Below are 24,841 nucleotides of genomic sequence, written 5' to 3'. Positions count from 1 at the left end.
CATGAAGCGCTTGAGCGTTCGGGTTTTGAAACCCCGCTGAATGACCGGTTCGGGTAGCATTGAGCCCTTGTGGGCAACGATGTGAACAGGAGGCCGAAGGCCGGTGCCTCGGCCCTAGACGAGCCTCCGCACTTTCTCCCAAAAGGCTTTATCGAAGCTTAAGGCTAATGGATCGTTAAGGGCCGTCACGCGGAACTGTCATCAAGCGGGCTCACCTGTTGTTGCGCCAGGGTCACATCGACCAAATCTCAACGAACTGCTTTCCGCACGCAAGTTTCGGACCCGCGTTCGGGGAGTAGATTGCCCTCGAATCACGGACGATCCTCCGCCATGCGCGTCGCAAAAACCGCAGCCCTTCTGCTTCTCTCACTCGGCGCATCCGCAGCGCATGCGGCAGACGTGCTGCCTGCAGCAGCGCCCACGCCGACCACCGGCTTCGGCAAAAATGCCGCGCGCTGGGAAGTGCGTCTGGGCGGCGGCAGCTACGACACGGGCCCCTTCACGCCCGATACCTTCACCGGCGGCACGGTCAACGGCGAAATCCTCGCGCCATCCTTCGACTTCCTGAGCTTCCTCGGCTCGCCGCGTCCCTATATCGGCACGGACATCGCGATCTCGGACGATCCGATCAACGCGTTCTATACCGGCTTCAACTGGGAATATTACCTCTCGGAAAAGTTCTCGCTCGGCTTCAGCGCCGGCGGCGCGATCATGTCCGACAAGGAAAAGCGCAACGACGAGGGCGAGTTGCGCGATCTCGGCTCCGAGGTGCTATTCCACCTCCAGGCCAGCGCCGGCTACGACTTCACGCCCAACCTCGGCGCGCAGGTCTATCTCAACCACTTCTCGAATGCGAACACGGCCGAGAGCAATGACGGTCTTGAATCGACCGGTGCCCGTCTCGTCTGGCGCTTCTGACCTCCCATGACCGACACGAATTCCAGCCGCACCGCGCGCCTCATCCATGCCCGCCGCGACGGGCTGAACAAGGGTGACCCCGTCGCCCTGCCGATCGTACCTTCCGCGACCTTTCACTTGCCCGGCGACCCGGCGGGTGTGGCGCAATATGGGCGCTCGCATAATCCGACATGGGAAGCCGTCGAGCATGCCTTGTCGTTGCTCGAAGATGCGCCTTGCCTCGCCTTCCCCTCCGGCATGGCCGCGATCACCGCGCCCTTCATGGCGCTCCTGAAGGCTGGCGACCGTATTCTCCTGCCGTCGGATGGCTATTACACGACGCGCCTGCTTGCCGACCGCATTCTCGCACGCCTCGGCGTCACGGCCGAAACGCGGCCGACCGCGCAATTTGCCGATGGCGGCTTCGACGGTTTTCGTATCGTCTACATCGAGACGCCATCCAATCCGGGCCTCGACATTCTCGACATCAAAGCGGTCAGCGATGCGGCACACGCCGCCGGTGCGCTGGTGATCGCCGACAACACGACGATGACGCCGCTCGGCCAGCGCCCGCTGGCGCTTGGCGCGGACATCGTGGTCGCAGCAGATACCAAGGCTGTGAACGGCCATTCCGATGTGCTCTACGGCCATGTCGCGAGCCGAGACGAGGCGGTCATGAGTGCCGTTTCCGAATGGCGCAAGCTGTCGGGCTCGATCCCCGGGCCGTTCGAATCCTGGCTCGTCCACCGCGGGCTCGAAACGCTGGAACTGCGCTTCGCACGCATGTGCGACAGTGCTGAGGCGGTGGCAAAGGCGCTGAAGGGTCACGCGGCACTCGAAACCCTCCGCTATCCCGGCCTCCCGGACCACCCGGCGCATCATCTCGCAGCCGCACAGATGGATCGTTTTGGTTTCCTTCTCGGACTCACGCTCCGCTCGGAAGCTGCAGCCGAGCACTTCATCGACAACTGCCCGCTGATCCAGCCCGCCACATCATTCGGCGGCATCCACACCTCGGCCGAGCGCCGCGCGCGCTGGGGCGATGCCGTGGCGCCGGGCTTCGTGCGCCTCGCGGTCGGTTGCGAACCGACTGAAGAACTTGTGTCAGCCCTGGTTCAAACGCTCGATAATCTGCCAGCCGGCCTGTAAGCCGGGTTCTGTATGGCCTCCGCTGCTCCTGCGAGCAGACGGAAACGTGGCGGCCATTCTTCTTGGGCGCATGTCGCCATGCGCCTCACGCAACCTACCCGGATAGCTGGCTGGAAAACGCCATCGACGGTTATAGCCGCCGTGCCATCCCTATTCGGTCTTGCTCCCGGTGGGGTTTACCATGCCGCCCCCGTTGCCGGCGGCGCGGTGGGCTCTTACCCCACCCTTTCACCCTTACCCGAGCTCAAAGCTCGGGCGGTCTGCTCTCTGTGGCACTTTCCCTGGGGTCGCCCCCGCCGGGCGTTACCCGGCACCGCTCTTCCATGGAGCCCGGACTTTCCTCAGCCACGACCTTTCGGTGCTTGTGACTGCGGCCGCCCAGCCGACTGGCGAGGCTGCTTAAACGGATTCGGGCGACGCTTTGCAACCGAAAAGCGCGGCTGACACATGTTGAAGGGTTTCGAGCGTACCAAGATCAGCGTCACCGTCCACGAGCGCGGGCCTGAACCGGCGCTGGAACGCCTCGACCACGATCTTCAGGGGGCCATCGAACTCGTCGCCGGGCTCGAGGCCGTAACCGATCCTTTTCAGCGCATCCCGCAAGACCGCGACAGGCTCGCCGCGATCACCCGTTCGCAACCCCTCGCCTTGCGCCATCGATGGCTCGACGTGAAAGGCCACGCCCGCATCCGCGAGCCGCTTCCACGGAAACTTCTCCCCCGGATCGACCTTCCGTCCCGGCGCGACGTCCGAATGGGCCAGCACGCGTTCGATCGGAATGCCATACCGGTCGATGATGCCACCACAAAGTTCGATCACGGCTGCGATCTGCTCATCCGGAAAATCGCGGTAACCGATATTGTGGCCTGGATTGACGATTTCGATCCCGACCGAGCGCGAGTTGATGTCGTCGTGTCCCTGCCACGAACTTCTCCCGGCATGCCACGCGCGACGGCTTTCCTGCACCATCTGCACGATACGGCCGTCCTCATGGACGATGTAGTGGCAGGAAACCTCGCTCACCGGATTGCAAAGCCAGCTCTCGGCGGCTTGGCCTGATTCCATGCCCGTATAGTGCAGAAGCAGGATGTTCGGTCTCGCTACGCCGCGCCGCTCACCGTGATTGAGCGAAGGGCGGACCGTAACGCCCGGCTGATCGGGCGCGAAACTCTCCTTCGTCACGCGGCGGCGCGCTCGATCGTTTCGAACGCGCTGTTGATGGCGGCCAGCCGGCTCGTGGCAATCGCGATGAACTCTTCGGGCAATCCCCGCGCAATCAGGCGATCAGGGTGATTGGCTGCCACAAGCTGACGGTAATGGCGCCGCACTTCCACGAAAGGCAGATCGCGCTCGACGCCGAGCACCCGCCAAGGATCGGTCGAGCCCATGTCGATATGGCGCGCCAGCAAGGCCTCATAACGCAACTCGGACACTTCGAAGATCTCGGCGACACGGCGCAGAAAGCCGTTCTCGCCATCATGGAACAGCCCATCGGCCTTGGCGATATGGAAGAGCCCGTCAAGCACGTCCTCGAGCAGTAGTCCGTCCGGATTATCCTCGCGACAAAGCCGCGCCATGCGCTGGGCATAGGCCTCGAAGCCTGCCACATCCTGCTTCGCGAGATCGTAGAGCCGCGCGACGTTGCGCGTTTCGGAAGCAGGGATGGCGAAAATCTGCTGGAAGGCGCGCACCTCGTCCTGCGTCACCACACCATCGGCTTTCGCCATCTTGGCCGAAAGCGCAATCATGGCGACGGAAAAAGCCACCTTGCGGCGCAAAGCGGGATCGCCTGCGAACAAAGTCCGCACGGCTTCTGCGAGCTCGCTCAGATGCGTGGCGCGCGAAACCCAGGCAGCGACCTCGCCCAATGTGTTCCAGATGGACATGACGGAATGCGTTATCAGGCAGATCGCGGTGCTGCCATAGGCGCTGACGCGCGCTGGCGCGGTTTCGTTCGGTCGGCAAAGTTCACGGCAAGCGGACATTCTCTATCCCCCTCGGACGACCCCCGTCGCCGAACAGTAAAAAGGCCGGATAATTCCGGCCTTTTTACGGTCTGGTTTAGTTTTTTACCAGCCCTTACTGAGCAGGCGTCGCGGGCGTGGTCGAGTTGCCCGGGGTGACCGCGTTGTTGTCTGTCGGCGCGGTGCTCTCGGTCATGCCGCCGGTGCCGCTCGAGGGCTTCGATGGCTGCATCTCGATGCTGTTGGTCGAGGTGTTGTCGGTGGTCGGCGCCACCGTTCCTGACGCGCCACTCGTTCCAGGAGAAACCGGCTCAGCCGCGGTTCCCGAAGTCGCAGGCGGTGTGGACTGCGTCGTCGAGGGCGTCGTGGTGCTCTGCGTCGTCGTGTTGTCGGTGCTGTCGCTGCAAGCCGCGAGCGAAAGCATGGCAGTGGCCGAAATCGCGGCGATGACAAGCTTCTTCATCTCTTATCTCCTTGATTTGGATCAGGTAAATGCTATCGGACCAAGCGAGGCCTCGTGATCATAATGGCGAACAACGGGGATGGTTGCCGATTTTATCATCACGTTTGGCGGCATCCCCAGACGCTCGGCAGCAATCGCGCGTCCTGAACGCAACCGAAAATAAACCATGATCCCCCATCAAGGGCGGAAGGGTTCCGGGTTGGGAGAGAGACTTGCGCCGCGTTTGTGCCGCCCTCATGCTTGCGCTGCTTGCCGGCTGCACAACGATCGATGACCTTGCCCCGTCCGCCTCATCCTCGGTTTCGGTCAAAGGGCCGCGCTTCGGCGACAGCGACCCGCACGAATGGGGAATGGTCAACCGTCCGACCAGCTACGCCGTTCACGGCACTGATGTATCGAAGTACCAGCGCGACGTTAACTGGGACACGGCACGTGCCGCCGGCATCTCCTTCGCCTTCATCAAGGCAACCGAAGGCGGTGATCGGGTGGATTCGCACTTCGAAAAACATTGGGGCGCGGCGAAGGCCGCCAACGTCCCGCGCGCGGCCTACCACTTCTATTACTTCTGCCGCACGGCTGAGGATCAGGCGCAGTGGTTCATCGACAATGTCCCGAAAGAGCGCGGCGCGCTTCCCCCCGTGCTCGACATGGAGTGGAACCCGGATTCGCCCACCTGCAAGAAGAGGCCTGATCCGTCCGTCGTGCGCAGCGAGATGAAGACCTTTCTCCAGGTCGTCGAGCGTCACTACGGCAAGAAGCCGATCATCTACACTTCGATCGATTTCTTCGAGGATAACGGCCTGTCCGGCTTCAAGGGCTACCCCTTCTGGCTGCGCTCGGTGGCTGGCCATCCGTCGTCGCGCTACGGCTCTCACCCTTGGACGTTCTGGCAATATACCGGCACCGGCATTGTGCCGGGCATCGACGGCAATGCCGATATCAACGTCTTCAACGGCAGCGTCGGCACTTGGGAAAAGTGGCTGAAGGCCAATAGCGGCTGAAAAACCTTTCAGCATAAAGTGTTGCGCAAAACAGCTGCGGTTGATTATTCCGTCTTTTGGCCCAGATGCTGCGCCACAAGCCGCGCTGGCTTTCGAACTCGGAGTGATTGAATGCGGATCGCGGCACGGCTGCTTCTTGTCGGCACGGCTTTGGCCACAACCTTCCCCTCATCGGCGCAAACCGCCGATCCTGCTCAGCCCCCTGCACAGCAACTGACCGAAGAGCAGATTGCTGCAAAAGCCGCCTGTGGCGGCGAATTCGCCGACTGGCTCCAGAAGATGCATGCCGAGGCCCAAGGTAAGGGCGTTGGTGCAACAGGTCTGGCTGCTCTCGATAATGCCCAACAGGACCCGAAAGTGCTCGCCCGCGATCGTGCCCAGGGCGTGTTCTCGCAGACGTTCACCCAATTCTCCGGGCGCATGATCTCGGATTACCGCCTCAAGCAGGGCGCGGCGAATCTCAAGAAATACGATGCAGTGTTCCAGCGCGCGCAGATGCAGTTCGGTGTACCGGGCGCAGTGATTGCTGCCTTCTGGGCTCTGGAAACGGATTTCGGCGCCGTGCAGGGTGATTTTCTCACGCTGAACGCGCTCGTCACCCTATCGCATGACTGCCGCCGCCCCGAACTCTTCCGCCCGCAGATCGTGCCACTTCTGACCCTCATGGACCGTGGCGACCTGCCTGCCGACACGAAAGGCGCATGGGCGGGCGAAGTCGGCCAGACCCAGATGCTGCCTTCGGACATCTTGAAGCTTGGGCAGGACGGCGATGGCGACGGCCATGTCGATGTCCGCAACGACGCGCCCGACGTCATCATGACGACGGCTGCCAAGATCCAGTCGCGCGGCTGGCGCCCGAACGAGCCGTGGATCGAAGAAGTGCGCGTGCCCGACAGCCTGCCCTGGGACCAAACCGGCCGCACCAACAAGCTGCCCATCAAGCAGTGGGTCGATTGGGGGGTGACTTATGCCGATGGCTCACCATTGCGCGATACCGGCTTGCAGGCGGGGCTCGTGCTCCCGCAGGGACACAAAGGCCCAGCCTTCATCACTTACGCGAACTATGACGTCTATCTCGAGTGGAATCAGTCGGCCGTTTACACGCTGACCGCCGCCAATCTTGCGGCCCGCCTTGCCGGCGCACCGAAATTCGATCCCCGCACGCCCGAGAATGGGCTCGATCTCGAAACCATGAAGACGCTACAGACCAAGCTCGAAGCGCGCGGCTATCATGTCGGAGGCGTTGACGGCATTCTAGGCACCGCCACACGCGAGGCGGTACGCCAAGAGCAGATCAGGCTCGGCATGATCGTCGATGGCTGGCCGACGCCGGAGCTTCTGGCCAAGCTCTAGAAGCTCAACACCATGATGCCAAAAACGAAGGCGGAAGAGAGAACGAAGGCTGTAGCGTAAAGCGTTTGCGTCATCATGACGACATCCTCCCAAGCTGCGCCAAAGAATGCCGGCAAAGCTTCGGCGTTCCCGCTTCGTTTACCCCTCACTGGACTGTGATGGCAGGGTGCTCGATCACCGCTTCTGCAGCACATCCTGCCAGTCGGGGTGGCGGGCGATCTGGGCCTTCGCAAATGGGCAAAGCGGCATGATGGCGTAGCCGCCGGCGCGTGCATCCTCAACGGCTTGCCGAACCATCCGCTCACCCATGCCTTTGCCACGCAAGGCATCGGGCACGCCTGTATGATCGATGATCAGCAGCCTATCGCCGACACGGCTATAGGTCATTTCTGCCTCAGTGCCGTCATGACGAATAACGTAGCGCCCTTTCGCGCCATTCGCTTCGTGTTCGACCGTGAGGTCAGTTTGCTCGACGGTCTTGGGTGCAACCGGCCTTTGCCTTACGGCACGCACCGCTCCCGGTTCACCGGGACGGCATTCGAGGCTCTGCCGGTCCCATTGAGCGAGCTCGGCTGCGGCTTCATAGGTGCCGACAAGGAACGCCATCAGAGCAGCATCCGGGTCCGGCGCATTCCGAACCGCGTCATAAGGCAATAGGAATTCGCCGAGCTGCTTGCTCCAGAATGCCTCATCCGGTGCAACAGTCGCGTCCTTGAAACCTTCGGGACCGGGATAGGCGTAGGAATAGAATGCGGGATAGTCGATCCCGCCACCGCCCGGCCAGAAGCCAGCCGAGCTCACCTCATGGTCGTATGCTTCTCGAGCGACCGAATCCGGTAGAGCGGGAATACCGCCCGGATGCAACGGTGCCGGGCGGCCGGAGAACCGTGTTACGGCCAGATCGAAACTTCCCCAGAACAGATGCACCGGGCTCGCCTTGCCGAGAAACGAGGTGCGAAAGGCTTTGAAGACACGATCGACCTGGACGGTGGCACGGAAGAAGCGCGTCACCGCGTCACGATCATAGGGCCGCTCGCGATGATCATCCGCAAACGGCACCGGGTTCGGCACCTCGTTGGGCGAGCCGTGGAATTTCGGATTGCCACCGAGCTTGAGGATCGCTGCTTTGAAGGCTTCATGGAAGGCGGCAACCGTGGTCGGTTCGAGCGCGATCGTCTCGACCCCACCCTCGCAATTCTGGGCCACCACGCGGTGCTCGATCAGGTCGAACATGACCTCGATGCCAGACCCATCGGGAACGACCGTTGTCGTCCAGCCACGCGGCGTGACGAGAAACGTGGCGTGCCAGGCATGGTTGACCCAAGGCGTCCGGGCCAACCGATATTTGCCGACGATCTGCAGATAAAGATGCAGCGCCGAACAGGTGTCGCGCCATCCGAGATAGTCGATCTCCGGCCAATTATTCGCCATCCTGTGTCTCCTTCCCGTCAATCCGCCATGGTTTCGAGGCTTGCAAAGCCTTGAGGCGCGTCACCCTCATCAAAGGGGGTCGAGACTTCCACGAAAGTGTCCGGATAGAAACCGTTGAAGCGGGTGCGCAGCGACAGCGAATAGGCACCGATATGGCCGATCTCGATCCAGTCGCCCGTGTCGATCGTCTCGGGCAGCCAGAAGGGTCGAGAAAGGATATCGACCGAATCGCAAGTTGCTCCGCACACCTTGAAGGGCGCGATCGTTTCCTCGTTGCCATTGCGCGAGCGGATGGCAGGGTCGGGAATGAAGCGTGCCGGCAAGGTGATCTTGCCTGTCCACGAATCCGACAGCGACGCCCAGATGCCGTCATTGATGTAGAGCCGTCGCCCTTTTCGCAACAGGACCCGCACGATCAGAGAGAAGGCGCGCGCGACGATCACGCGCCCGGGCTCCGCGACCAGCGGCACCTCGCTAAAGCCGTACTCGTTGATGTCGCCTCGCAACCGCGACATGATCTGGCCGAGCGAGGGCATGTCCAGCTTTTTCGCGCGTGGGTCGTGGCCGTACTCGGCAGGAAATCCGCCGCCGAGGTCCAGTCCGGCGAGCTCGAAGCCGATGCGATTGCGTACCCAGTCGGCCGACGCGAGGGCACGCTCATAAGTATCCGGGTCTTCGATCTGACTGCCAACATGGAAGCAGAGCCCGACCTTGTGGCCCATGCGGTGTAGACGCTGGCAAAGCTCGACTGCATTGGCCGGCCCCGCCCCGAATTTCTTGGAAAGCTCGTAGGCCGCGTGGCCTTTGGTCTGGATGCGTACGAACACGGTCAGCGTGCCGGGATCGATATCGAGTGCGCGCGTCACGCGGCTGAGCTTGGTGATCTCGTCCTCATGATCCACGACGATGACGCGGATGCCGTATTTCTCCAGCGCGAGCCTGATATCCGACTGTGACTTGATCGGATGCATATAGAGCATTTCGGCATCGCCGGAGACCGCGCGCACCGCCGCAAACTCGCCGGGCGAGGCCACATCGAAGGCCGAAACGCCGGCCTCGATCAGCGTGCGCAGCACGAGCTCCTCGCCATTGGTCTTCACCGCATAGGCGGTCTTGCCTGGAAATGAGGCCATGAAGTTCCGCGCATCGGCCTTGAGCACTTCGGGCCGAAAGCAGTACACTGGTTCGTCCGGTCGCAAGGCGAGTGCCGCTTCACGCGCATCCTTGAATTTCTGCATGGGGTCTCCGGTCCCGAGTCGCGCGGAAAGTAGCGGTTGGGCGAGCGAGGTCCAACCCCATGATCGTGTTGGAACTATCCTCGTGGAAAGGTCGAATTGTTCACAATCATGTCGCAATGCAGCATATTTTCTGCTTGTCTGCGCCCCAAATTTGCCTAACCTCCGTCATCAGTCTTAACGAACGAGGTGCGAATGGGACTGACACGCTCTTTGAACGTGGTGATGATCGGAGCCGCTTTCGCCTTTGTTGGCGCTTTAATCGTAGGTGTCCTGCCCTGAGGGCAAAACGCAGAAGCAGTTAAGCAGAATACGAAAAGGCCGCACTCCAGCCCCCAGTGCGGCCTTTTTGTTGCCCGGAATAGCGTGTGGTTTCAGGAGCGGCGTTGAAGGGACGGCAACGCGGCCCAAGCCCGGCCTAACGCCCCCTCAAGCCGCAACACTCTCCACAGTTCGCGTGCTTGCCTTTTCCCTGATCCCGATCAGATGACAGATGGCGTAAACCAGATCCGCGCGGTTCATCGTATAGAAGTGGAAGTCGCTTACGCCGCGCTCCACCAAGTCGAGCACCTGCTCGGCTGTAACCGCCGCTGCCACCAGCATATGCGTCTGTGGGTCGTTCTCCAGCCCATCGAACCGGTCGGCCAGCCATTGAGGCACATGCGCGCCGGCGCGTTTCGAAAAGCTCGAAACCTGCGCGAAGTTGTGCACCGGCAGAATGCCCGGCACGATCGGTATCAAAATGCCCGCGCGGCGGACACGCTCGACATAGCGCTCGAACAGGTCGTTATCGAAAAAGAACTGGGTGATCGCGCGCGAGGCACCCTGATCGACCTTGCGCTTCAGCATTTCGATATCGGTCGCGAAATCCGGGCTTTCGGGATGTTTCTCGGGATAGGCGGAAACAGACACGTCGAACTCACCCTGGCGCTTCAGCGCGCCCACCAGTTCCGCACCGTTCTCGTAGCCCCCGTCATGCGGCTGGTAGGCGGAGCCCACCCCCTCTTTCGGATCGCCGCGCAGTGCCACGAAGCGCCTTACGCCCATCGCAGCGAATTCGCCGATCACCTCGTCGACTTCCGCCTGGGTCGCGTCCACGCAGGTCAGGTGAGCGGCCGGTTTCAGCGCGGTCTCGTTGAGGATTCGCCGGACCGTGCGCACAGTGCGCTCGCGCGTCGAACCGCCTGCCCCATAGGTGACCGACACGAAATCCGGCGAAAGCGGTGCAAGCCGTTCAATCGTCTGCCAGAGTTTGGATTCCATCTCGTCGTTCTTGGGCGGAAAGAACTCGAACGAGACATGGATACGGCTGCCGATATCGGAGCGGCGCGAAAAAGGAAATTTAGTGTTCATGCGAGTTCCCTGCTGTTCTGGGACGCCGGTTCGGCAATCAACAAACGCGGGTCGCGTCCGATCCAAAGCTTGACGGTGAGTTTATCGCGGCCGCCTGCTTCGATGCGGCGCGGGCTCTCCGCCTCAAGCCCGGCCTTGGCGAACCAATCGGCCATCTGTGCATCCGTGAATCCAAGGCGCGCATGCGCGTGAGCCTCACGCAGGAATTCCAAGCCGTGGCTTTCGAAATCGACCACGACGAGACGGCCCGCAGGGCGGAGATACTTCGCCGCCTCTCGGATCGCGGCGGCCGGATCATCGAGGTAGTGCAACACCTGATGCATCGTCACGAGATCGAACGCGTCACGCTCGACAGGTGCTGCGAACAGGTCTCCCTGACGCACCTGCGCATGAGCCAGACCCGCCCGATCGAGATTGGCACGCGCCACACTCAGCATTTCGCGCGACAGGTCCAGCCCAACGCCGCGTCGATAGAGCGGTGCAAAAATTTCCAGCATCCGTCCCGTGCCGGTGCCGAGATCGAGCATGGCTTGGAACGGTCGCTTGCCAACCGCCTCGATGAGAGCACCTTCCACAGCCTCGTCAGGCGCATGGAGCGAACGAATGGCGTCCCAGCTCTCGGCGTTGCGGCTGAAATAGTCCGCCGCCCTCGCCTGCCGCCTTTGCTTCACGACGCCGAGCCGTTCATGGTCGCGCGAAAGCTGCACGTCTTCGGGCGCGATGCGGCCGACAAGGCTCGTCACGAATTCGCGTGTGGCATCCGTCAAACGGAAATAGGCCCACGAGCCCTCCTGATATCGGCTGATCAGCGATGCTTCGCTCAAGAGGCGCAGATGGCGCGACACGCGCGGCTGTGATTGGCCGAGGATTTCAGTGATATCGGAAACGGTCAGATCACCCTGCCCCAGCAGCGCCAGGATGCGCAGCCGGCTCGGCTCGGCGGCCGCTTTGAGACTGTCAACGAAACGATCGAGATCGGAGCTCAAAGCAACGCCTCCCTTCACACATAAAGATATGCTTATATGACGGTAGTGCTGCGTGCAAGCAAAGTTTTCGGATTCGGTGCTAAACCGATGCCATGCGAGCTCCTGCCACTCATCGCCAACGCGCTCTGGCCAAAGCCCTAACTGCCCTACTGCCGATGGCGCCCTACTCGGATATCGAGCAGATCCGGCTGGACTCCAGCGCGCCCCACCTGCGCGCCTTGCCGCCAACCATCGCGGTCTGGCTTGCAACGGTCGCACATGTCCGTCACCAGCACACGGACTACGACGCGCTGATGGATGATGGCTACGATCGCGACTCGGCCCGCTTCTTCGTGGTGGACGACATCAACCGTGTGCTGACCGGCTGGCGTGCGACGCGGCTGCTCGACCCCGACGTCGAAGACGAAAGCTGATCAGTAGATCCACTGCTCGGGAATACGCAGTTTCGCGGTTTCGCCCCTGCGGATCGTGCCGGGCCTCTCCACCCAGGCGACGAGACCACGCAACCGCTTGGCAACACGAGGAAACAGCAACTCGCCTTTTTGCGGGTCATCGATCCGGGCTCTCAAGGCGATCTGACGCCCGGCATCACGGCATGGTCCGTTCTGGGCGTCCACCTTCAGCGTCGCCCCGCTTTCGAAGAAGATCAGCGTGCCGGAAGGCAGCATGGAAAGATGTGGAATTCCGTCGAGCGAAAGGTTTGCGCCGAGCCACTCGGGCTCGACCGAGCGGATCGCCATGGCACTTGCCACCAGTGCCAGTTCGCTCGGCGCCACAAGCGTCAGCTGCCGCTCGTTGCGCATCTCGGTGCCGCGCTTGTACCAGGGTTCACGTGACCCGGAGCGGCGCGTCCACCCGGCATGAAGATCGCCTGCGATACCCTCGAAGCCGAGCACCAGCTCGTCGACGGCTTCGGTTTCGAAATGCGCGCCGCCAGCGCGATAAACGCCGGCTACCGTGCCTTCCAGTTTGCGGGCCGGAATGATCTTGCGGGCCGCATCCTCGAAAAGCACATGCTGCATCGGCATCTTTCAGATTATCGGAAGGCGAATGATGCCGGCAGAGACATGCGCCGGTAAAGCGCAAATGTTTGGTGTCGATGAAACCGGATTTCAGGCGCTCTTGTTCGAGACCGCCGAGCGCAGGCCGAGCGCCACATCATCCATGGTGTATGGCTTCTGCAGGATCGGCATGTCATGCAGATCCTCCGGCAGGCCTGCGCGGCCATAGCCGGTTGCGAAAACGATCGGGACGCCGTTTTCGGCCAACCGCCGCGCGAACGGGAAAACCATCTGTCCCGCGACATTGACGTCGAGGATGGCAACATCCGCGTCGATGCCGTCAGCCAGCATCTGCTCCGCGCGGTCGAGCCGCATCACCGGCCCGATGATTGTGCACCCGAGTTCAGCCAGCATGTCTTCGAGGTTCAGCGCCACAAGCGCTTCGTCTTCCACAACGAAAACCGAGAGACCCTTGGTCCCTTCATCGCTGGCACTGGCTGACATCGACTATCCTTGCATCCCTGCTCGCAGGGAGGTCGTCCTGCAAGAAAACTTCGCATGCCTCGTTGGCATCCGAACTGCCACATTTGCGGCCACCCGTTAACGCCAATCAAGGCGCACTTGGCCTTTTTCGTGGCTTGATCTCCACACAACCGAATAATGTGGCAAGCCCGGTGGCCCACGCGCCGGATAACAAGCTCCCGGTCGAAAAAACCGGGAGCTCGCAACGCGGCTAACGATCAGCGTGTGAGGCGCTTATAGGTCACACGCTTGGGGTTCACAGCTTCGGGTCCCAGACGGCGCACCTTGTCCTTCTCGTATTCTTCGAAGTTGCCTTCGAACCACTCCACATGGCTGTCGCCTTCGAAAGCGAGCATATGTGTCGCCATACGGTCGAGGAACATGCGGTCGTGGCTGATGATGACCGCGCAGCCGGCATAAGCCTCCAACGCATCCTCGAGCGCGCCCAGCGTCTCGGTGTCGAGATCGTTGGTCGGTTCGTCGAGCAGCAGCACGTTGCCGCCATTCTTCAGCATTTTCGCCAAGTGCACGCGGTTGCGCTGGCCGCCCGAAAGGTTGCCCACCTTCTGCTGCTGGTCGCCGCCACGGAAGTTGAACGACGAGCAGTAGGCGCGGCTGTTCACCTCGTGCTTGCCGAGCTTGATCACTTCGGCACCACCCGAAATCTCTTCCCAAACGGTCTTGTTCGGGTCGAGCGCATCGCGGCTCTGATCGACATAGCCGAGCTTCACCGTTTCGCCGACGCGGATCACGCCATCGTCCGGCGTTTCCTGGCCGGTGATCATCTTGAACAACGTGGTCTTGCCCGCACCGTTCGGCCCGATGATGCCCACAATGCCGCCGGGCGGCAGGCGGAACGACAGATCCTCGATCAGGAGGCGCTCGCCGAAGGCCTTGTCGAGATCGTTGACTTCGATCACCACATTGCCGAGCCGCTCGCCGGCCGGGATGACGATCTGCGTATCGGTCGGGCGGCGATTGTCGGCCGCTTCCACCAGATCCTCGTAGGCCTTGATACGGGCCTTCGACTTGGTTTGACGGGCCTTCGGGCTCGAGGCAATCCACTCGCGCTCGCGCCAGATCGCTTTCTGCCGCGCATCGTCCTCGCGGCCTTCCTGAATCAGGCGCTTGGCCTTGGCGTCCAGGTACTTGGTGTAATTGCCCTCATAAGGAATGCCGCGGCCGCGATCGAGTTCGAGGATCCAGCCAGTCACATTGTCGAGGAAGTAGCGATCGTGGGTGATGATCAGCACCGAGCCCGGATATTCGCGCAGATGCTTCTCGAGCCAAGCGGTGGTCTCGGCGTCCAGGTGGTTGGTCGGCTCGTCGAGAAGGAGAAGGTCGGGTTGCTGCAGAAGCAGGCGGCACAGCGCCACGCGACGGCGCTCGCCGCCCGAAAGCGAAGTCACGTCGGCATCGGCCGGGGGGCACTGAAGCGCTTCCATCGCCATCTCGACCTGCTGTTCGAGATCCCAGAGGTTCTGGCTGTCGATGACGTCCTGAAGCTTGGCGGCCTCATCGGCCGTCTCGTCCGAATAGTTCATCATCAACTCGTTGTAGCGGTCGATGATGGCCGTCTTCCTGGCCACGCCTTCCATGACGTTGCCCTTGACGTTGAGCGCCGGGTCGAGCTCAGGCTCCTGCGCGAGGTAGCCGACCGTCGCGCCTTCGGCCATCCAGGCCTCACCGGAATACTCCTTGTCGAGCCCGGCCATGATCTTGAGGATCGTCGACTTACCCGAGCCGTTCGGGCCCAGAATGCCGATCTTGGCGTCCGGGTAGAAGGAAAGATGGATGTTTTCGAGCACCTTCTTGGTGCCATAGGCCTTGTTCAGGCCCGACATATGATAAATGAACTGGCGTGCCACGCGCGCTGATCCTGCCTGCACTACTGTTTTGGAATGTGGCGCTCATTTAGGCGAAAGGCGGCCAATGAGCAATGCGGCGTGCGGAGGAGATCGATGGCGCTCGAAAGACTCATCCATCACGCGCCCAGCGGATCAACGCTGAACGTCCTTCTGAAAGAAGCCGAAACGCCTGTCCGCGCAGTGGTTCAGATCAACCACGGCCTCGCCGAACATGCCGCCCGCTACCAGCGCTTCATGGAGGCTCTGGCTACGCAGGGCATCGCCAGCATCGCGCACGATCATCGCGGCCACGGCACAACCCGGGCGCCAAACGCGCCGCTTGGGCGGTTTGCCAAGGAAGCGGGCGCCGACGTGGTGATCGACGACGTTCTCGCAGTTCATGATGTCATCGCCAATCGCTGGCCCAGTCGGCCAGTCATCATCTTCGGCCATTCCATGGGTGGGCTGATCGCGCTCGACTTCGTGCTTCGTCACCCAGACCGCGTCCAGGCCGCAGCCATCTGGAATGCCAATTTCTCTGCCGGCCTTCTCGGGCGCGTTGCACAAGCCATGCTCGCCTGGGAGCAATTCCGCCTCGGCTCCGACGTGCCCTCCCGGCTCCTGCCGCGCCTGACATTTCAGGCCTGGGGCGCGCAGGCGCCGAACGCACGAACGCCCTTCGACTGGCTTTCGCGTGACGACGTGGAGGTCGCGAAGTACATCGCCGATCCACTCTGCGGCTGGGATGCATCCGTCTCCATGTGGCAGGACGTATTCGACTTCGTCTTTCGTGGCGCGGACGACCGCAATTTTCTCAGACTGCCCCGCGAGCTGCCGTTCCATCTGGTCGGCGGTGCGGATGATCCTGCCACGGATCGCGGCAAGGCCGTGCAGAACCTCGATGCCCGCCTACAGGGGTTGGGCTTTTCGAATCTCGAAACAACGATCTACGCAGACACGCGGCACGAATCCTTGAACGAGTTGAATCGAAACATCATCACTGCCGACTTCGTCGGCTGGATCGACCGAATCTCCCTGCGCACCGCATGACAGAGCCAGGGAGGATTGCTACAGCCGGACCCATGTCCCGCCCCCCGCTCCATGGCATCCGCGTCATCGAACTTGCCCGCATCCTAGCCGGTCCATGGGCCGGGCAATGCCTCGCCGATCTCGGCGCCGATGTGATCAAGATCGAGAATCCGCAAGGTGGCGACGACACCCGCATATGGGGCCCACCCTTTGTGGAAGGTGCAAACGGGGAAGACCTGTCCGCCGCCTACTTCCACGCCTGTAATCGCGGCAAGCGTTCGGTCGCCATCGACTTCTCACGACCCGACGGCGCCGAGACGCTGCGCAAGCTGATCAGTCAGGCCAATGTATTGATCGAGAACTTCCGCGTCGGCGGGCTCGCGAAGTACGGCCTCGATTACCAATCACTACGCGCCATCAATCCGCGTCTGGTTTATTGCTCGATCACAGGCTTCGGGCAGACCGGCCCTTATGCCTCGCGCGCGGGCTACGATTTTATCATCCAGGGCATGTCGGGTCTGATGTCTGTCACTGGCCCGGCGGGCGGCGAGCCGCAAAAGGTCGGCGTCGCGGTGGCCGACATCTTTACGGGCCTTTATTCCGTGATCGCCATTCAGGCCGCCCTTCGCCATGCCGAGGCGACCGGTCAGGGCCAGCACATCGACATGAGCCTGTTCGACACACAGATCGCCGTTCTCGCCAACCAGAACATGAACTTCCTCGTTTCCGGCAAATCGCCCGTCGCGATGGGTAATGCCCACCCCAACATCGCGCCCTACGAGGTACTCCCGGTGGCGGATGGCCATTTCATTCTCGCGGTGGGCAATGACGGCCAATTCCGCCGTTTCTGCGAAGTTCTCGGTCTCGGCGCCTTCATGGACCCACGCTTCGCCACCAATGCTGCCCGCGTTGAGAACCGAACAGCTTTGCGCGAGTTCATCATGCCGGTCCTCGCGGAATGCAACCGCAGCGCTCTACTCGCACGCCTCGAAACTGCCGGCGTGCCCGCGAGCCCGATCAACACCATCGCAGAGATGTTCAGCGATCCGCAGGTTAAAGCGCGCGGCATACAGCTTGCGCTTTCGGACGATGCCGGCGCAACTCTTCCCTCCGTCCGCGCGCCTATCACGCTGTCGGAAACGCCGTTATCCTACGACCGCCCATCCCCGCGCCTCGGTCAGCACACCGAGGAAATCCTGGCCGAACTGGAGACCAAGCCATGACCCGCACCGGCGGCCAACTTATCGTGGACGCGCTCGAGGCCAACGGCGTCGAGCGGATCTTCTGCGTGCCGGGCGAATCCTATCTCGCGGTTCTGGATGCCCTTCACGACTCGCCGATCCGAACTGTCGTCTGTCGTCAGGAAGGCGGTGCGGCCATGATGGCGGATTGCGAAGGGCGGCTGACGGGCAAACCCGGCATCTGCTTCGTCACACGCGGCCCTGGTGCCACCAATGCTTCCGCCGGCATCCATATCGCCAGCCAAGATTCCACGCCGATGATCCTCTTCATCGGCCAGATCGCACGTGGCATCCGCGACCGCGAGGCCTTCCAGGAGGTCGACTACCGCGCCTTCTTCGGCCCGATCGCCAAATGGGTCACCGAAATCGACGATGCCCGCCGCATTCCAGAAATCGTCACACGCGCCTTTGCCGTCGCCACCTCGGGTCGCCCCGGTCCGGTGGTGATCGCGTTGCCTGAAGACATGCTGACCGACGAAGTCGAGACGGTTGCGCCGTTGGCTCATGTCCCGGTCGAAACCCGTCCCGGCCGCCCTGAGATGGAGGAGTTCTACCGCCTTCTCGCTGCTGCCGAGCGTCCCTTCATGATCCTCGGTGGCTCGCGCTGGACGGAAAAAGCCGTCAACGACATGCAGAAGGCGACCGAGGCCTGGGGCCTGCCGATCGGCTGCTCCTTCCGCCGGCAGGCTCTCTTCGACGCACTCCATCCCTGCTATGCCGGCGATGTCGGCATCGGCGTCAACCCCAGGCTCGCCGAGACGATAAAACAGGCCGACCTCCTGATCCTTGTCGGCGCGCGCATGGGCGAGATGCCCTCATCCGACTACACGCTGCTTAAAAGCCCCTATCCCGACCAGACGCTGGTCCATGTCTACCCGGATGCAGGCGAACTCGGCCGCGTTTACCGTCCCACGCTTCCCATTCATGCGAGCCCCGCGGCCTTTGCGGAGGCCTTCGCCGCGAATCTGCCCGAGATCCCGCCGCCCTTCGCCGATCAGACGCTGATCCTGCACGGCGACTATCGCAAATGGTCCACGCCACCCACCGAAGGCCCCGGCGCGGTGCAGATGGGCCCGATCATTGCCCACCTCGAAGAGGTTCTGCCCGACGACGCGGTCCTGACGAACGGTGCAGGCAACTATGCAACCTGGGTCCACCGCTTCCACCGCTTCCGACGCTTCCAGACCCAGGCCGCCCCCACATCGGGCTCCATGGGCTACGGCACGCCAGCCGCAGTTGCGGCCAAGATGATCTTCCCCGAGCGCACAGTGATCGCGTTCGCCGGCGACGGCTGCTTCCTCATGAATGGTCAGGAATTCGCCACCGCCGTCCAATATGGCGCAGCGATCATCGTGATCGTCGTCAACAACGGGTCCTACGGCACGATCCGCATGCATCAGGAACGCGAATATCCCGCCCGCGTCGAAGGAACCGATCTCAACAACCCTGATTTTGCCGCCCTCGCCCGCGCCTATGGCGGCCACGGCGAAGTGGTTGAGCGCACCGAAGAATTCGCAGCCGCCTTCGAGCGCGCGAAGGCCAGCGGCAAGCCGGCGCTGATCGAAATAAGGCTCGACGTGGAGGCCATCACGCCGACCCGGACCCTGACGCAGATCCGGGAGAAGCTCTGATCGACAGCATTTCGATGCAGATGACCAAAAGAGAAGGGGCGGTCGCCCGCCCCTCTTATTCAACGGTCTTGTTGACCTGCCTCACTGAACCGCTTTGTCCGTGATGGCGCTCGTCCAGGCGCCTTCCGGCTTCTTGATGATGATCTTCTGGTCGAGCAACGCCCTCTCGGTGCGGTCGTAGGCTTCCTGCACGAGCTTGCCGTCGCCGTTGTCGATCAGCTTCGCCACCTCCGTCATCATGCGCTTCTGGTGGTTCTCGTCCTGCCCGCCATTGTCCATGACGATCTCCGCCGCCTCGTCCGGGTTCTCGACGGCATATTTCCAGCCCTTCATCGAGGCGCGGACGAAGCGAACCATCTGGTCGGCAAACGCCGGATCCTTCAGCTTGTCTTCCATCGCATAGAGCCCGTCTTCGAGCAGGTCGTTGCCCATGGCCGAATAGTTGAAGACGGTGAGGTCCTCAGGCTTGTAGCCCGCATCCATCAGCTGCCAGTATTCGTTGTAGGTCATCACCGAGATGCAGTCGGCCTGCTTCTGGATCAGGGGCTGCACGTCGAAGCTCTGCTTGAGCACCGTCACGCCGTCAGCGCCGCCTTCGGTCGAGAGGCCGAGTTTGTTCATCCAGGCATAGAACGGGTACTCGTTGCCGAAGAACCAGACACCGAGCGTGCGGCCCTTGAAATCGGCCTCGGTCTTGATCGGCCCATCCTTGGGACAGACCAGTTCCATGCCGGCCTTCTTGAACGGCTGCGCGATGTTGACGAGGCCAACCCCCTTTTCGCGCGCGGCCAGCGCACCGCCCATCCAGTCCACGATCACGTCGGCGCCGCCACCGGCGATCACCTGCTCGGGCGCGATATCCGGGCCGCCCGGCTTGATCGTGACGTCGAGGTTTTCGTCTTCGTAGAAGCCCTTTTCCTTGGCGACATAATAGCCTGCGAACTGCGCCTGCGTGACCCATTTGAGCTGCAGAGTAAGTGAGTCAGCCGCATCAGCCTGTGCTGCCATCAGCGACAGCGCGCCGCCTGCCAACGAGACCATCAGTTTCTTCATTGTTGTTTTCCCTCTGAAGTTGCCCCTCTATCCACCACGGACAGAGGGATGCCAGAACGTGACCGCCCTTTCTGCGAGGGCTAGTCCGCCATAAAAGAGAGAGCCGACGAGCGCGGCAACCGCGATCTCGGCCCAGACCATGTCGATGTTCATGCGCCCGACTTCCGTGGAGATACGGAAGCCCATGCCGACCACCGGCGTGCCGAAGAACTCGGCCACGATTGCCCCGATCAAGGCCAGCGTGGAATTGATCTTGAGCGCATTGAAGATGAAGGGCATCGCGGCAGGCAGCCTGAGCTTGAGCAGCGTCTGCCAGTAATTCGATGCATAGGTGCGCATCAGGTCGCGCTCCATATGGCCCGACGCCGAAAGCCCGGCGATGGTGTTCACCAGCATCGGAAAGAAGGTCATCACGATTACGACCGCCGCCTTCGACTGCCAGTCGAAGCCGAGAAGGTTCACGAGGATGGGCGCCACCCCGATGATCGGTAGTGCCGACACCATGTTGCCGATCGGCAGAAGCCCGCGCCGCAAAAAGCCGTAGCGGTCGGCCAGCACCGCCGCTCCGAAGCCCAAGCCACAACCTGCCACATAACCGGCGATGACCGACTTGAAGATGGTCTGGTTCACATCGGCCCAAAGCGTCGGCACAGAACTCACGAGGCGCAACCCGATGGCGCTCGGCGGCGGCAGGAGAATGAACGGCACGCCCGCCCCACGCACGATGGCCTCCCAAAGGATCAGGACCCAGGCCCCAAACAAGGCCGGGACGAGGAGCCGGAGCAAGGTTCGCGCGCTGGCGGAGATCGGCGAAAGGTTCGATAGCACCGAGGCTGCGCGCCATGCGAGAAACCAGCTTGCTGCGAGCTTGAGAAAGAAGGGCGCAAGTGCCGAACCTTCGGCACCGCTGATGCCGGAGACCAGCATCCAGGCCGCCCCGAAGGACGCGACGAGCAGGATCAGTGCTTCGGCAGTCTTCGGAAGACGAACAAGCGACAAGATCGCCCCGGCCGCCAGCAAGAGCGAGATCAGAGTACTCGTCCCATCAAACGGCACTTGGACTGTTGCCGTCGGGTTGGCCTCAGCATCCAACGCGCCCATCGTCATCGAGGGAAAGAAGGACGCGAGGATCAGAAGCGCCAGCGCGAGAACCGGCTGCCAAGCGAACCGCAACCTCATGCCGGCCGCGCTCCCATGGCACGTTCGACCACGCGAGAGGCGATGCCGACCAGCGTCACGAGCAAGGCTGCAACCACTGACCCCGCGACAAGTGCAGCCCACATATCCACCGTCTGGCTGTAATAGGCGCCCGAGAGCAGCTTCGCTCCGATCCCAGCTACTGCTCCTGTCGGCAGCTCACCCACGATGGCACCCACAAGGCTTGCCGCGACCGCCACCTTCATGGACGCAAACAGGAACGGCACGGATGCCGGCAGGCGCAGCTTCCAGAAAGTCTGTGCCGGGCTGGCATTGTAGGTATGCATCAGGTCGAGATGGTTGGTCTCGGGGGAGCGTAAACCCTTCACCATGCCGACGGTGACCGGAAAGAAAGACAGGTAGGTCGAGATCAGCGCCTTGGGCAACAGGCCCGTAATGCCGACCGCCGCAAGCACAACGATGATCATCGGCGCGACGGCCAGGATCGGCACCGTCTGCGAGGCGATGATCCACGGCATCAGGCTGCGCTCCAGCGTCACCACATGCACGATGCCGACCGCGATCAGGATGCCAAGCGTCGTGCCGAGTACGAAGCCCAGCACTGTCGAAGAGAGCGTCACGCCAGCATGGTACACAAGGCTACGATTGCTGGTGACTTTGCGCAGGAACGTGTTCTCGAGCACATTCTGCGCCACCTGATGCGGGCTCGGCAGTGTCGGCTTCGCCTGGTTGAGCGTCCGTTCAACGAAGGCCAACGTGCCGCCCGGCGCGCTTTCGCCATCGAGCCGACGCTGAAACGGCGCGTTCAGTGAGAAAGCCGCGACATACCAAATGGCGATCAGCACCAAGAGAATAGACAGCACCGGCAGCGTGCGTCCTGAGCTGAGCCGCGCCCACAGCCCCAGCGGTTCCAAGCCCGTTCCTGCGCCCGGTGCCGCAATCGCGCTCATGCCGGCACCTGGACGTCAGTCATAGGAGTGCCCGGCGCGAAGCCCCTCTCGCACACGATGGGCAATCGCCAGAAACTCAGGCGTCTCGCGGATATCCAGCGGCCGTTCATGCGGCAAGGTGCTTTCGATCACGTCCGTCACCCGCCCCGGACGGGGGCTCATCACCACGATGCGCGTCGAAAGATAGACCGCCTCGGGGATCGAATGCGTCACGAAGCAGATCGTCTTGTTCGTTCGCGCCCAAAGCTGCAGCAACTGCTCGTTGAGGTGGTCGCGCACGATTTCGTCCAGTGCGCCGAAGGGCTCGTCCATCAAAAGCAGGTCCGCATCGAAGGCGAGCGCGCGCGCAATTGATGCGCGCTGCTGCATGCCGCCCGACAATTGCCAGGGAAATTTCTTCTCGAATCCCGACAGATTGACCAAGGCCAGCGTACGCTTGATCCGCTCCTCGCGCTCCGCTTTTCCAATGCCCATGATTTCCAACGGCAGTGCTACATTGTGCTCGATCGTGCGCCACGGATAAAGCGCTGCCGCCTGAAACACATATCCATAGGCCCGCGCCTCACGTGCCTGCTCGGGCGTCATGCCGTTCACATGGATCGTGCCTGCGGTCGGCCGTTCGAGATCGGCGATCACGCGCAGGAACGTGGTCTTGCCGCAACCCGACGGGCCGATAAACGAGACGAACTCACCTTTGCCGATCGACAGGTTCACGTCGGTCAAGGCCTGAACCGGCCCATCATTCGTCTTGAACGTCAGCCCAAGCCCACGGGCCTCGACAACGGAGGCGCCGGAGGGTCTGGGCACGACGTCGGCTGGCTTCAATGGGCTGGCTATCACGTTCATGGCTGCCGAGAATGACAGCAGTTTGAGAGACCTGTCCATAGGACAGGCAGCTTGCTCGCAGAGATTTTTGACCGAGTGGTCAAGGCGTTGAAAGGAGAATGGCTGCACACGATCATACGCGCGCACAGCTTTCGCAACATCATCGGCTTAAGCGCGAGTGTTCCTAAGCCATCTTAACAAGGGATCGTTCTATTCGACGATCTGAGCCGTCTCGACAACCGCATGGAACAGCACGTCGCACCCGGCACCCGCCCACTCCTTGCTGATCTCCTCCGCCTCGTTATGGCTCAAGCCATCCACGCAGGGGCAGAAGATCATCGCAGTCGGCGCCACGCGGTTGATCCAGCACGCGTCGTGCCCGGCCCCCGAAACGATATCGCGATGCGAGTAGCCCAGCCGTTCGGCGGCATCGCGCACGGCCTTCACACAATTCTCGTCGAAGGTCACCGGATCGAAATGGCCAACCTGCTCGATGGCGAACTGGATATCGAGCGCATCGCAGATCGTCTCGATCCCTTCGCGGATGCGCGCATCCATCGTGTCGAGCACCTCTTTTTCCGGCGAGCGGATATCGATGGTGAAGACGGTGCGCCCGGCAATGATGTTGCGCGAGTTCGGATAGACTTCCATGTGCCCGACCGCGCCAACGGCATCGGGCTGGTAGTCCATGGCGACCTCATGGACGAGCTCCGTTACGCGGGCCATGCCGAGCCCGGCATTGCGGCGCTTGAACATCGGCGTCGAGCCGGTATGCGCCTCCTTGCCCGTCAGCGTGACCTGCAGCCATTTCAGCCCTTGGCCGTGTGTGACCACGCCGATATCGTAGTCCTCGTCTTCGAGGATCGGCCCCTGCTCGATATGCAGCTCGAAGAAAGCGTGCATCTTGCGCTGCCCGACCGGCTCATCGCCCTTCCAGCCGATGCGTTCCAATTCCTGGCCGAAGACTTTCCCTTTGGCATCGGTGCGGGCATAGGCCCAGTCCTGCTCATGGACGCCCGCGAACACGCCCGACGCCAGCATGGCCGGCGCGAAACGCGCGCCCTCCTCGTTGGTCCAGTTGGTCACGACGATGGGGTGTTTGGTCTTGATGCCGAGATCATTGAGCGAGCGGATCACCTCGAGCCCGCCAAGCACGCCCAGCACGCCGTCGAACTTGCCGCCCGTCGGCTGCGTATCGAGATGGCTGCCCACATAGACCGGCAGCGCTTCGGGGTCCGTGCCCTCGCGCCGCGCGAACATGGTGCCCATCTGGTCGACGCCCATGATGAGCCCGGCTTCTTCGCACCACGTTTGGAACAGTCGGCGTCCCTCGCCGTCCTCGTCGGTCAGCGTCTGGCGGTTGTTGCCGCCCGCGATGCCCGGCCCGATCTGCGCCATTTCCATCAGCGAGTCCCAAAGCCGGTCGGCATTGATACGCATGTTCTCGCCGGGTGATGCCATCAGCCCTTCAACTCCACTTCCACGAAACTCATCGGGGCCGCGCCACCGTTGACCACATTGTGCTCGACGCCCTCCTCACGGCGATAGGCGACGCCGGCCTCCATTTCCACCCGCCGCTCGCCGCCACCCGGTTCCTCCAACAGAAACGAGCAGGGCGTGACGGTCGTCACCACATAATCCATGCCATGTCGATGCCAGCCCGTCTCGGCGCCCGGCACGAAGTCCCATCGCGTGACGCGCACTTTGGCGTCGTCGATCAGAACCGTGCCGGTCGCCTGCGGGCGGACCATG

General features: G+C 62.2%; 23 protein-coding genes, 1 other RNA gene and 1 pseudogene. 9 read left to right on the top strand and 16 right to left on the bottom strand.

Annotated elements, in window-relative coordinates:
• Window positions 1-330 precede the first annotated feature (330 nt).
• Together NGM99_RS09310 and NGM99_RS09305 are read left to right on the top strand one after the other, a co-directional pair.
• Window positions 331-918, top strand: a complete 588-nt coding sequence (locus NGM99_RS09310) for an acyloxyacyl hydrolase (RefSeq protein WP_252818221.1) — start codon at window positions 331-333, stop codon at window positions 916-918.
• A gap of 6 nt (window positions 919-924) precedes the next feature.
• Window positions 925-2,031, top strand: a pseudogene (locus NGM99_RS09305) (cystathionine gamma-lyase); the annotation flags it as partial.
• On the opposite strand, the gene rnpB reads toward NGM99_RS09305, so the two are convergent.
• The 3 genes from rnpB to NGM99_RS09290 all read right to left on the bottom strand — a co-directional run bounded on the left by rnpB (window position 2,028) and on the right by NGM99_RS09290 (window position 3,932).
• Window positions 2,028-2,436: RNase P RNA component class A (gene rnpB, locus NGM99_RS09300), an RNA gene on the bottom strand. The pseudogene NGM99_RS09305 and the gene rnpB overlap by 4 nt on opposite strands.
• 9 nt (window positions 2,437-2,445) lie before the next feature.
• Window positions 2,446-3,228: an N-acetylmuramoyl-L-alanine amidase gene (locus NGM99_RS09295; protein WP_252818219.1), complete on the bottom strand. Its 783-nt coding sequence runs from the start codon at window positions 3,226-3,228 to the stop codon at window positions 2,446-2,448.
• On the bottom strand, window positions 3,225-3,932 hold the full coding sequence (locus tag NGM99_RS09290; protein WP_252818218.1) for a J domain-containing protein: 708 nt from the start codon (window positions 3,930-3,932) through the stop codon (window positions 3,225-3,227). Before NGM99_RS09290 ends, NGM99_RS09295 begins: the two co-directional genes overlap by 4 nt.
• Before the next feature lie 215 nt (window positions 3,933-4,147).
• Between NGM99_RS09290 and NGM99_RS09285 the strand changes: the two genes are divergently transcribed.
• From NGM99_RS09285 to NGM99_RS09275, 3 genes are all read left to right on the top strand, one after another.
• Entirely contained in the window at window positions 4,148-4,531 is a 384-nt protein-coding gene (locus NGM99_RS09285) for a hypothetical protein (RefSeq protein ID WP_252818216.1), read from the top strand.
• Between the two features lie 154 nt (window positions 4,532-4,685).
• Window positions 4,686-5,474 carry a glycoside hydrolase family 25 protein gene (locus NGM99_RS09280; RefSeq protein ID WP_252818215.1) on the top strand — a complete coding sequence of 263 codons (789 nt, stop codon included), beginning with the start codon at window positions 4,686-4,688 and terminating at the stop codon, window positions 5,472-5,474.
• 111 nt (window positions 5,475-5,585) lie between these two features.
• Window positions 5,586-6,827, top strand: coding sequence for a lytic murein transglycosylase (locus NGM99_RS09275; RefSeq protein ID WP_252818213.1), 1,242 nt, complete (start codon window positions 5,586-5,588; stop codon window positions 6,825-6,827).
• A gap of 174 nt (window positions 6,828-7,001) precedes the next feature.
• On the opposite strand, the gene NGM99_RS09270 is transcribed toward NGM99_RS09275, so the two are convergent.
• The 4 genes from NGM99_RS09270 to NGM99_RS09255 all read right to left on the bottom strand — a co-directional run bounded on the left by NGM99_RS09270 (window position 7,002) and on the right by NGM99_RS09255 (window position 11,832).
• A complete protein-coding gene (locus NGM99_RS09270) occupies window positions 7,002-8,258 on the bottom strand; it encodes a DUF5996 family protein (RefSeq protein WP_252818212.1) in 1,257 nt (418 codons plus the stop codon).
• 17 nt (window positions 8,259-8,275) lie between these two features.
• Window positions 8,276-9,496, bottom strand: a complete 1,221-nt coding sequence (locus tag NGM99_RS09265; RefSeq protein ID WP_252818211.1) for an alanine racemase — start codon at window positions 9,494-9,496, stop codon at window positions 8,276-8,278.
• A 426-nt stretch (window positions 9,497-9,922) separates the two neighbouring features.
• Complete coding sequence (gene metF, locus NGM99_RS09260) at window positions 9,923-10,846, bottom strand: methylenetetrahydrofolate reductase [NAD(P)H] (protein ID WP_252818210.1); 924 nt, start codon at window positions 10,844-10,846, stop codon at window positions 9,923-9,925.
• On the bottom strand, window positions 10,843-11,832 hold the full coding sequence (locus NGM99_RS09255) for an ArsR/SmtB family transcription factor (RefSeq protein ID WP_252818209.1): 990 nt from the start codon (window positions 11,830-11,832) through the stop codon (window positions 10,843-10,845). The genes metF and NGM99_RS09255 overlap by 4 nt, the downstream gene beginning before the upstream one ends.
• 92 nt (window positions 11,833-11,924) lie before the next feature.
• Between NGM99_RS09255 and NGM99_RS09250 the strand changes: the two genes are divergently transcribed.
• On the top strand, window positions 11,925-12,245 hold the full coding sequence (locus NGM99_RS09250) for a DUF2293 domain-containing protein (protein WP_252818208.1): 321 nt from the start codon (window positions 11,925-11,927) through the stop codon (window positions 12,243-12,245).
• Here the strand turns inward: NGM99_RS09250 and NGM99_RS09245 are convergent, their stop codons facing one another.
• From NGM99_RS09245 to ettA, 3 genes are all read right to left on the bottom strand, one after another.
• Window positions 12,246-12,854, bottom strand: coding sequence for an MOSC domain-containing protein (locus NGM99_RS09245; RefSeq protein WP_435371410.1), 609 nt, complete (start codon window positions 12,852-12,854; stop codon window positions 12,246-12,248).
• Between the two features lie 90 nt (window positions 12,855-12,944).
• Window positions 12,945-13,337 carry a response regulator gene (locus NGM99_RS09240; RefSeq protein ID WP_252818205.1) on the bottom strand — a complete coding sequence of 131 codons (393 nt, stop codon included), beginning with the start codon at window positions 13,335-13,337 and terminating at the stop codon, window positions 12,945-12,947.
• 236 nt (window positions 13,338-13,573) lie between these two features.
• Entirely contained in the window at window positions 13,574-15,223 is a 1,650-nt protein-coding gene (gene ettA, locus NGM99_RS09235; RefSeq protein ID WP_252818204.1) for an energy-dependent translational throttle protein EttA, read from the bottom strand.
• A 93-nt stretch (window positions 15,224-15,316) separates the two neighbouring features.
• On the opposite strand from ettA, the gene NGM99_RS09230 reads away from it, so the two are divergent.
• Genes NGM99_RS09230 through NGM99_RS09220 form a run of 3 tightly spaced genes read left to right on the top strand, consistent with a single transcriptional unit; the run spans window position 15,317 to window position 19,103 of the window.
• A complete protein-coding gene (locus NGM99_RS09230) occupies window positions 15,317-16,252 on the top strand; it encodes an alpha/beta fold hydrolase (RefSeq protein ID WP_252818202.1) in 936 nt (311 codons plus the stop codon).
• A 32-nt stretch (window positions 16,253-16,284) separates the two neighbouring features.
• A complete protein-coding gene (locus NGM99_RS09225) occupies window positions 16,285-17,454 on the top strand; it encodes a CaiB/BaiF CoA transferase family protein (protein ID WP_252818197.1) in 1,170 nt (389 codons plus the stop codon).
• Window positions 17,451-19,103 carry a thiamine pyrophosphate-binding protein gene (locus NGM99_RS09220; protein ID WP_252818195.1) on the top strand — a complete coding sequence of 551 codons (1,653 nt, stop codon included), beginning with the start codon at window positions 17,451-17,453 and terminating at the stop codon, window positions 19,101-19,103. The genes NGM99_RS09225 and NGM99_RS09220 overlap by 4 nt, the downstream gene beginning before the upstream one ends.
• Before the next feature lie 81 nt (window positions 19,104-19,184).
• Here NGM99_RS09220 and NGM99_RS09215 read toward each other — a convergent pair whose 3' ends face one another.
• The 6 genes from NGM99_RS09215 to NGM99_RS09190 all read right to left on the bottom strand — a co-directional run bounded on the left by NGM99_RS09215 (window position 19,185) and on the right by NGM99_RS09190 (window position 24,840).
• Window positions 19,185-20,156: an ABC transporter substrate-binding protein gene (locus NGM99_RS09215; protein WP_252818193.1), complete on the bottom strand. Its 972-nt coding sequence runs from the start codon at window positions 20,154-20,156 to the stop codon at window positions 19,185-19,187.
• Between the two features lie 27 nt (window positions 20,157-20,183).
• On the bottom strand, window positions 20,184-21,335 hold the full coding sequence (locus NGM99_RS09210) for an ABC transporter permease (RefSeq protein WP_252818192.1): 1,152 nt from the start codon (window positions 21,333-21,335) through the stop codon (window positions 20,184-20,186).
• Window positions 21,332-22,264: an ABC transporter permease gene (locus NGM99_RS09205; RefSeq protein ID WP_252818190.1), complete on the bottom strand. Its 933-nt coding sequence runs from the start codon at window positions 22,262-22,264 to the stop codon at window positions 21,332-21,334. Before NGM99_RS09205 ends, NGM99_RS09210 begins: the two co-directional genes overlap by 4 nt.
• Before the next feature lie 15 nt (window positions 22,265-22,279).
• On the bottom strand, window positions 22,280-23,110 hold the full coding sequence (locus NGM99_RS09200) for an ABC transporter ATP-binding protein (protein ID WP_252818188.1): 831 nt from the start codon (window positions 23,108-23,110) through the stop codon (window positions 22,280-22,282).
• Window positions 23,111-23,299: 189 nt separating this feature from the next.
• Window positions 23,300-24,550 (bottom strand): Zn-dependent hydrolase, encoded by a 1,251-nt coding sequence (locus NGM99_RS09195; protein WP_252818186.1) that lies wholly within the window; start codon window positions 24,548-24,550, stop codon window positions 23,300-23,302.
• Entirely contained in the window at window positions 24,550-24,840 is a 291-nt protein-coding gene (locus NGM99_RS09190; RefSeq protein WP_252818185.1) for a cupin domain-containing protein, read from the bottom strand. Before NGM99_RS09190 ends, NGM99_RS09195 begins: the two co-directional genes overlap by 1 nt.
• Between the last annotated feature and the right edge of the window lies 1 nt (window position 24,841).

It is taken from the genome of Mesorhizobium liriopis (genome assembly GCF_024053505.1).
Classification (GTDB): domain Bacteria; phylum Pseudomonadota; class Alphaproteobacteria; order Rhizobiales; family Rhizobiaceae; genus Mesorhizobium_B; species Mesorhizobium_B liriopis.
The sequence above is the reverse complement of the archived record's forward strand: the minus strand, read 5'-3'. Positions and strand labels throughout refer to the sequence as shown.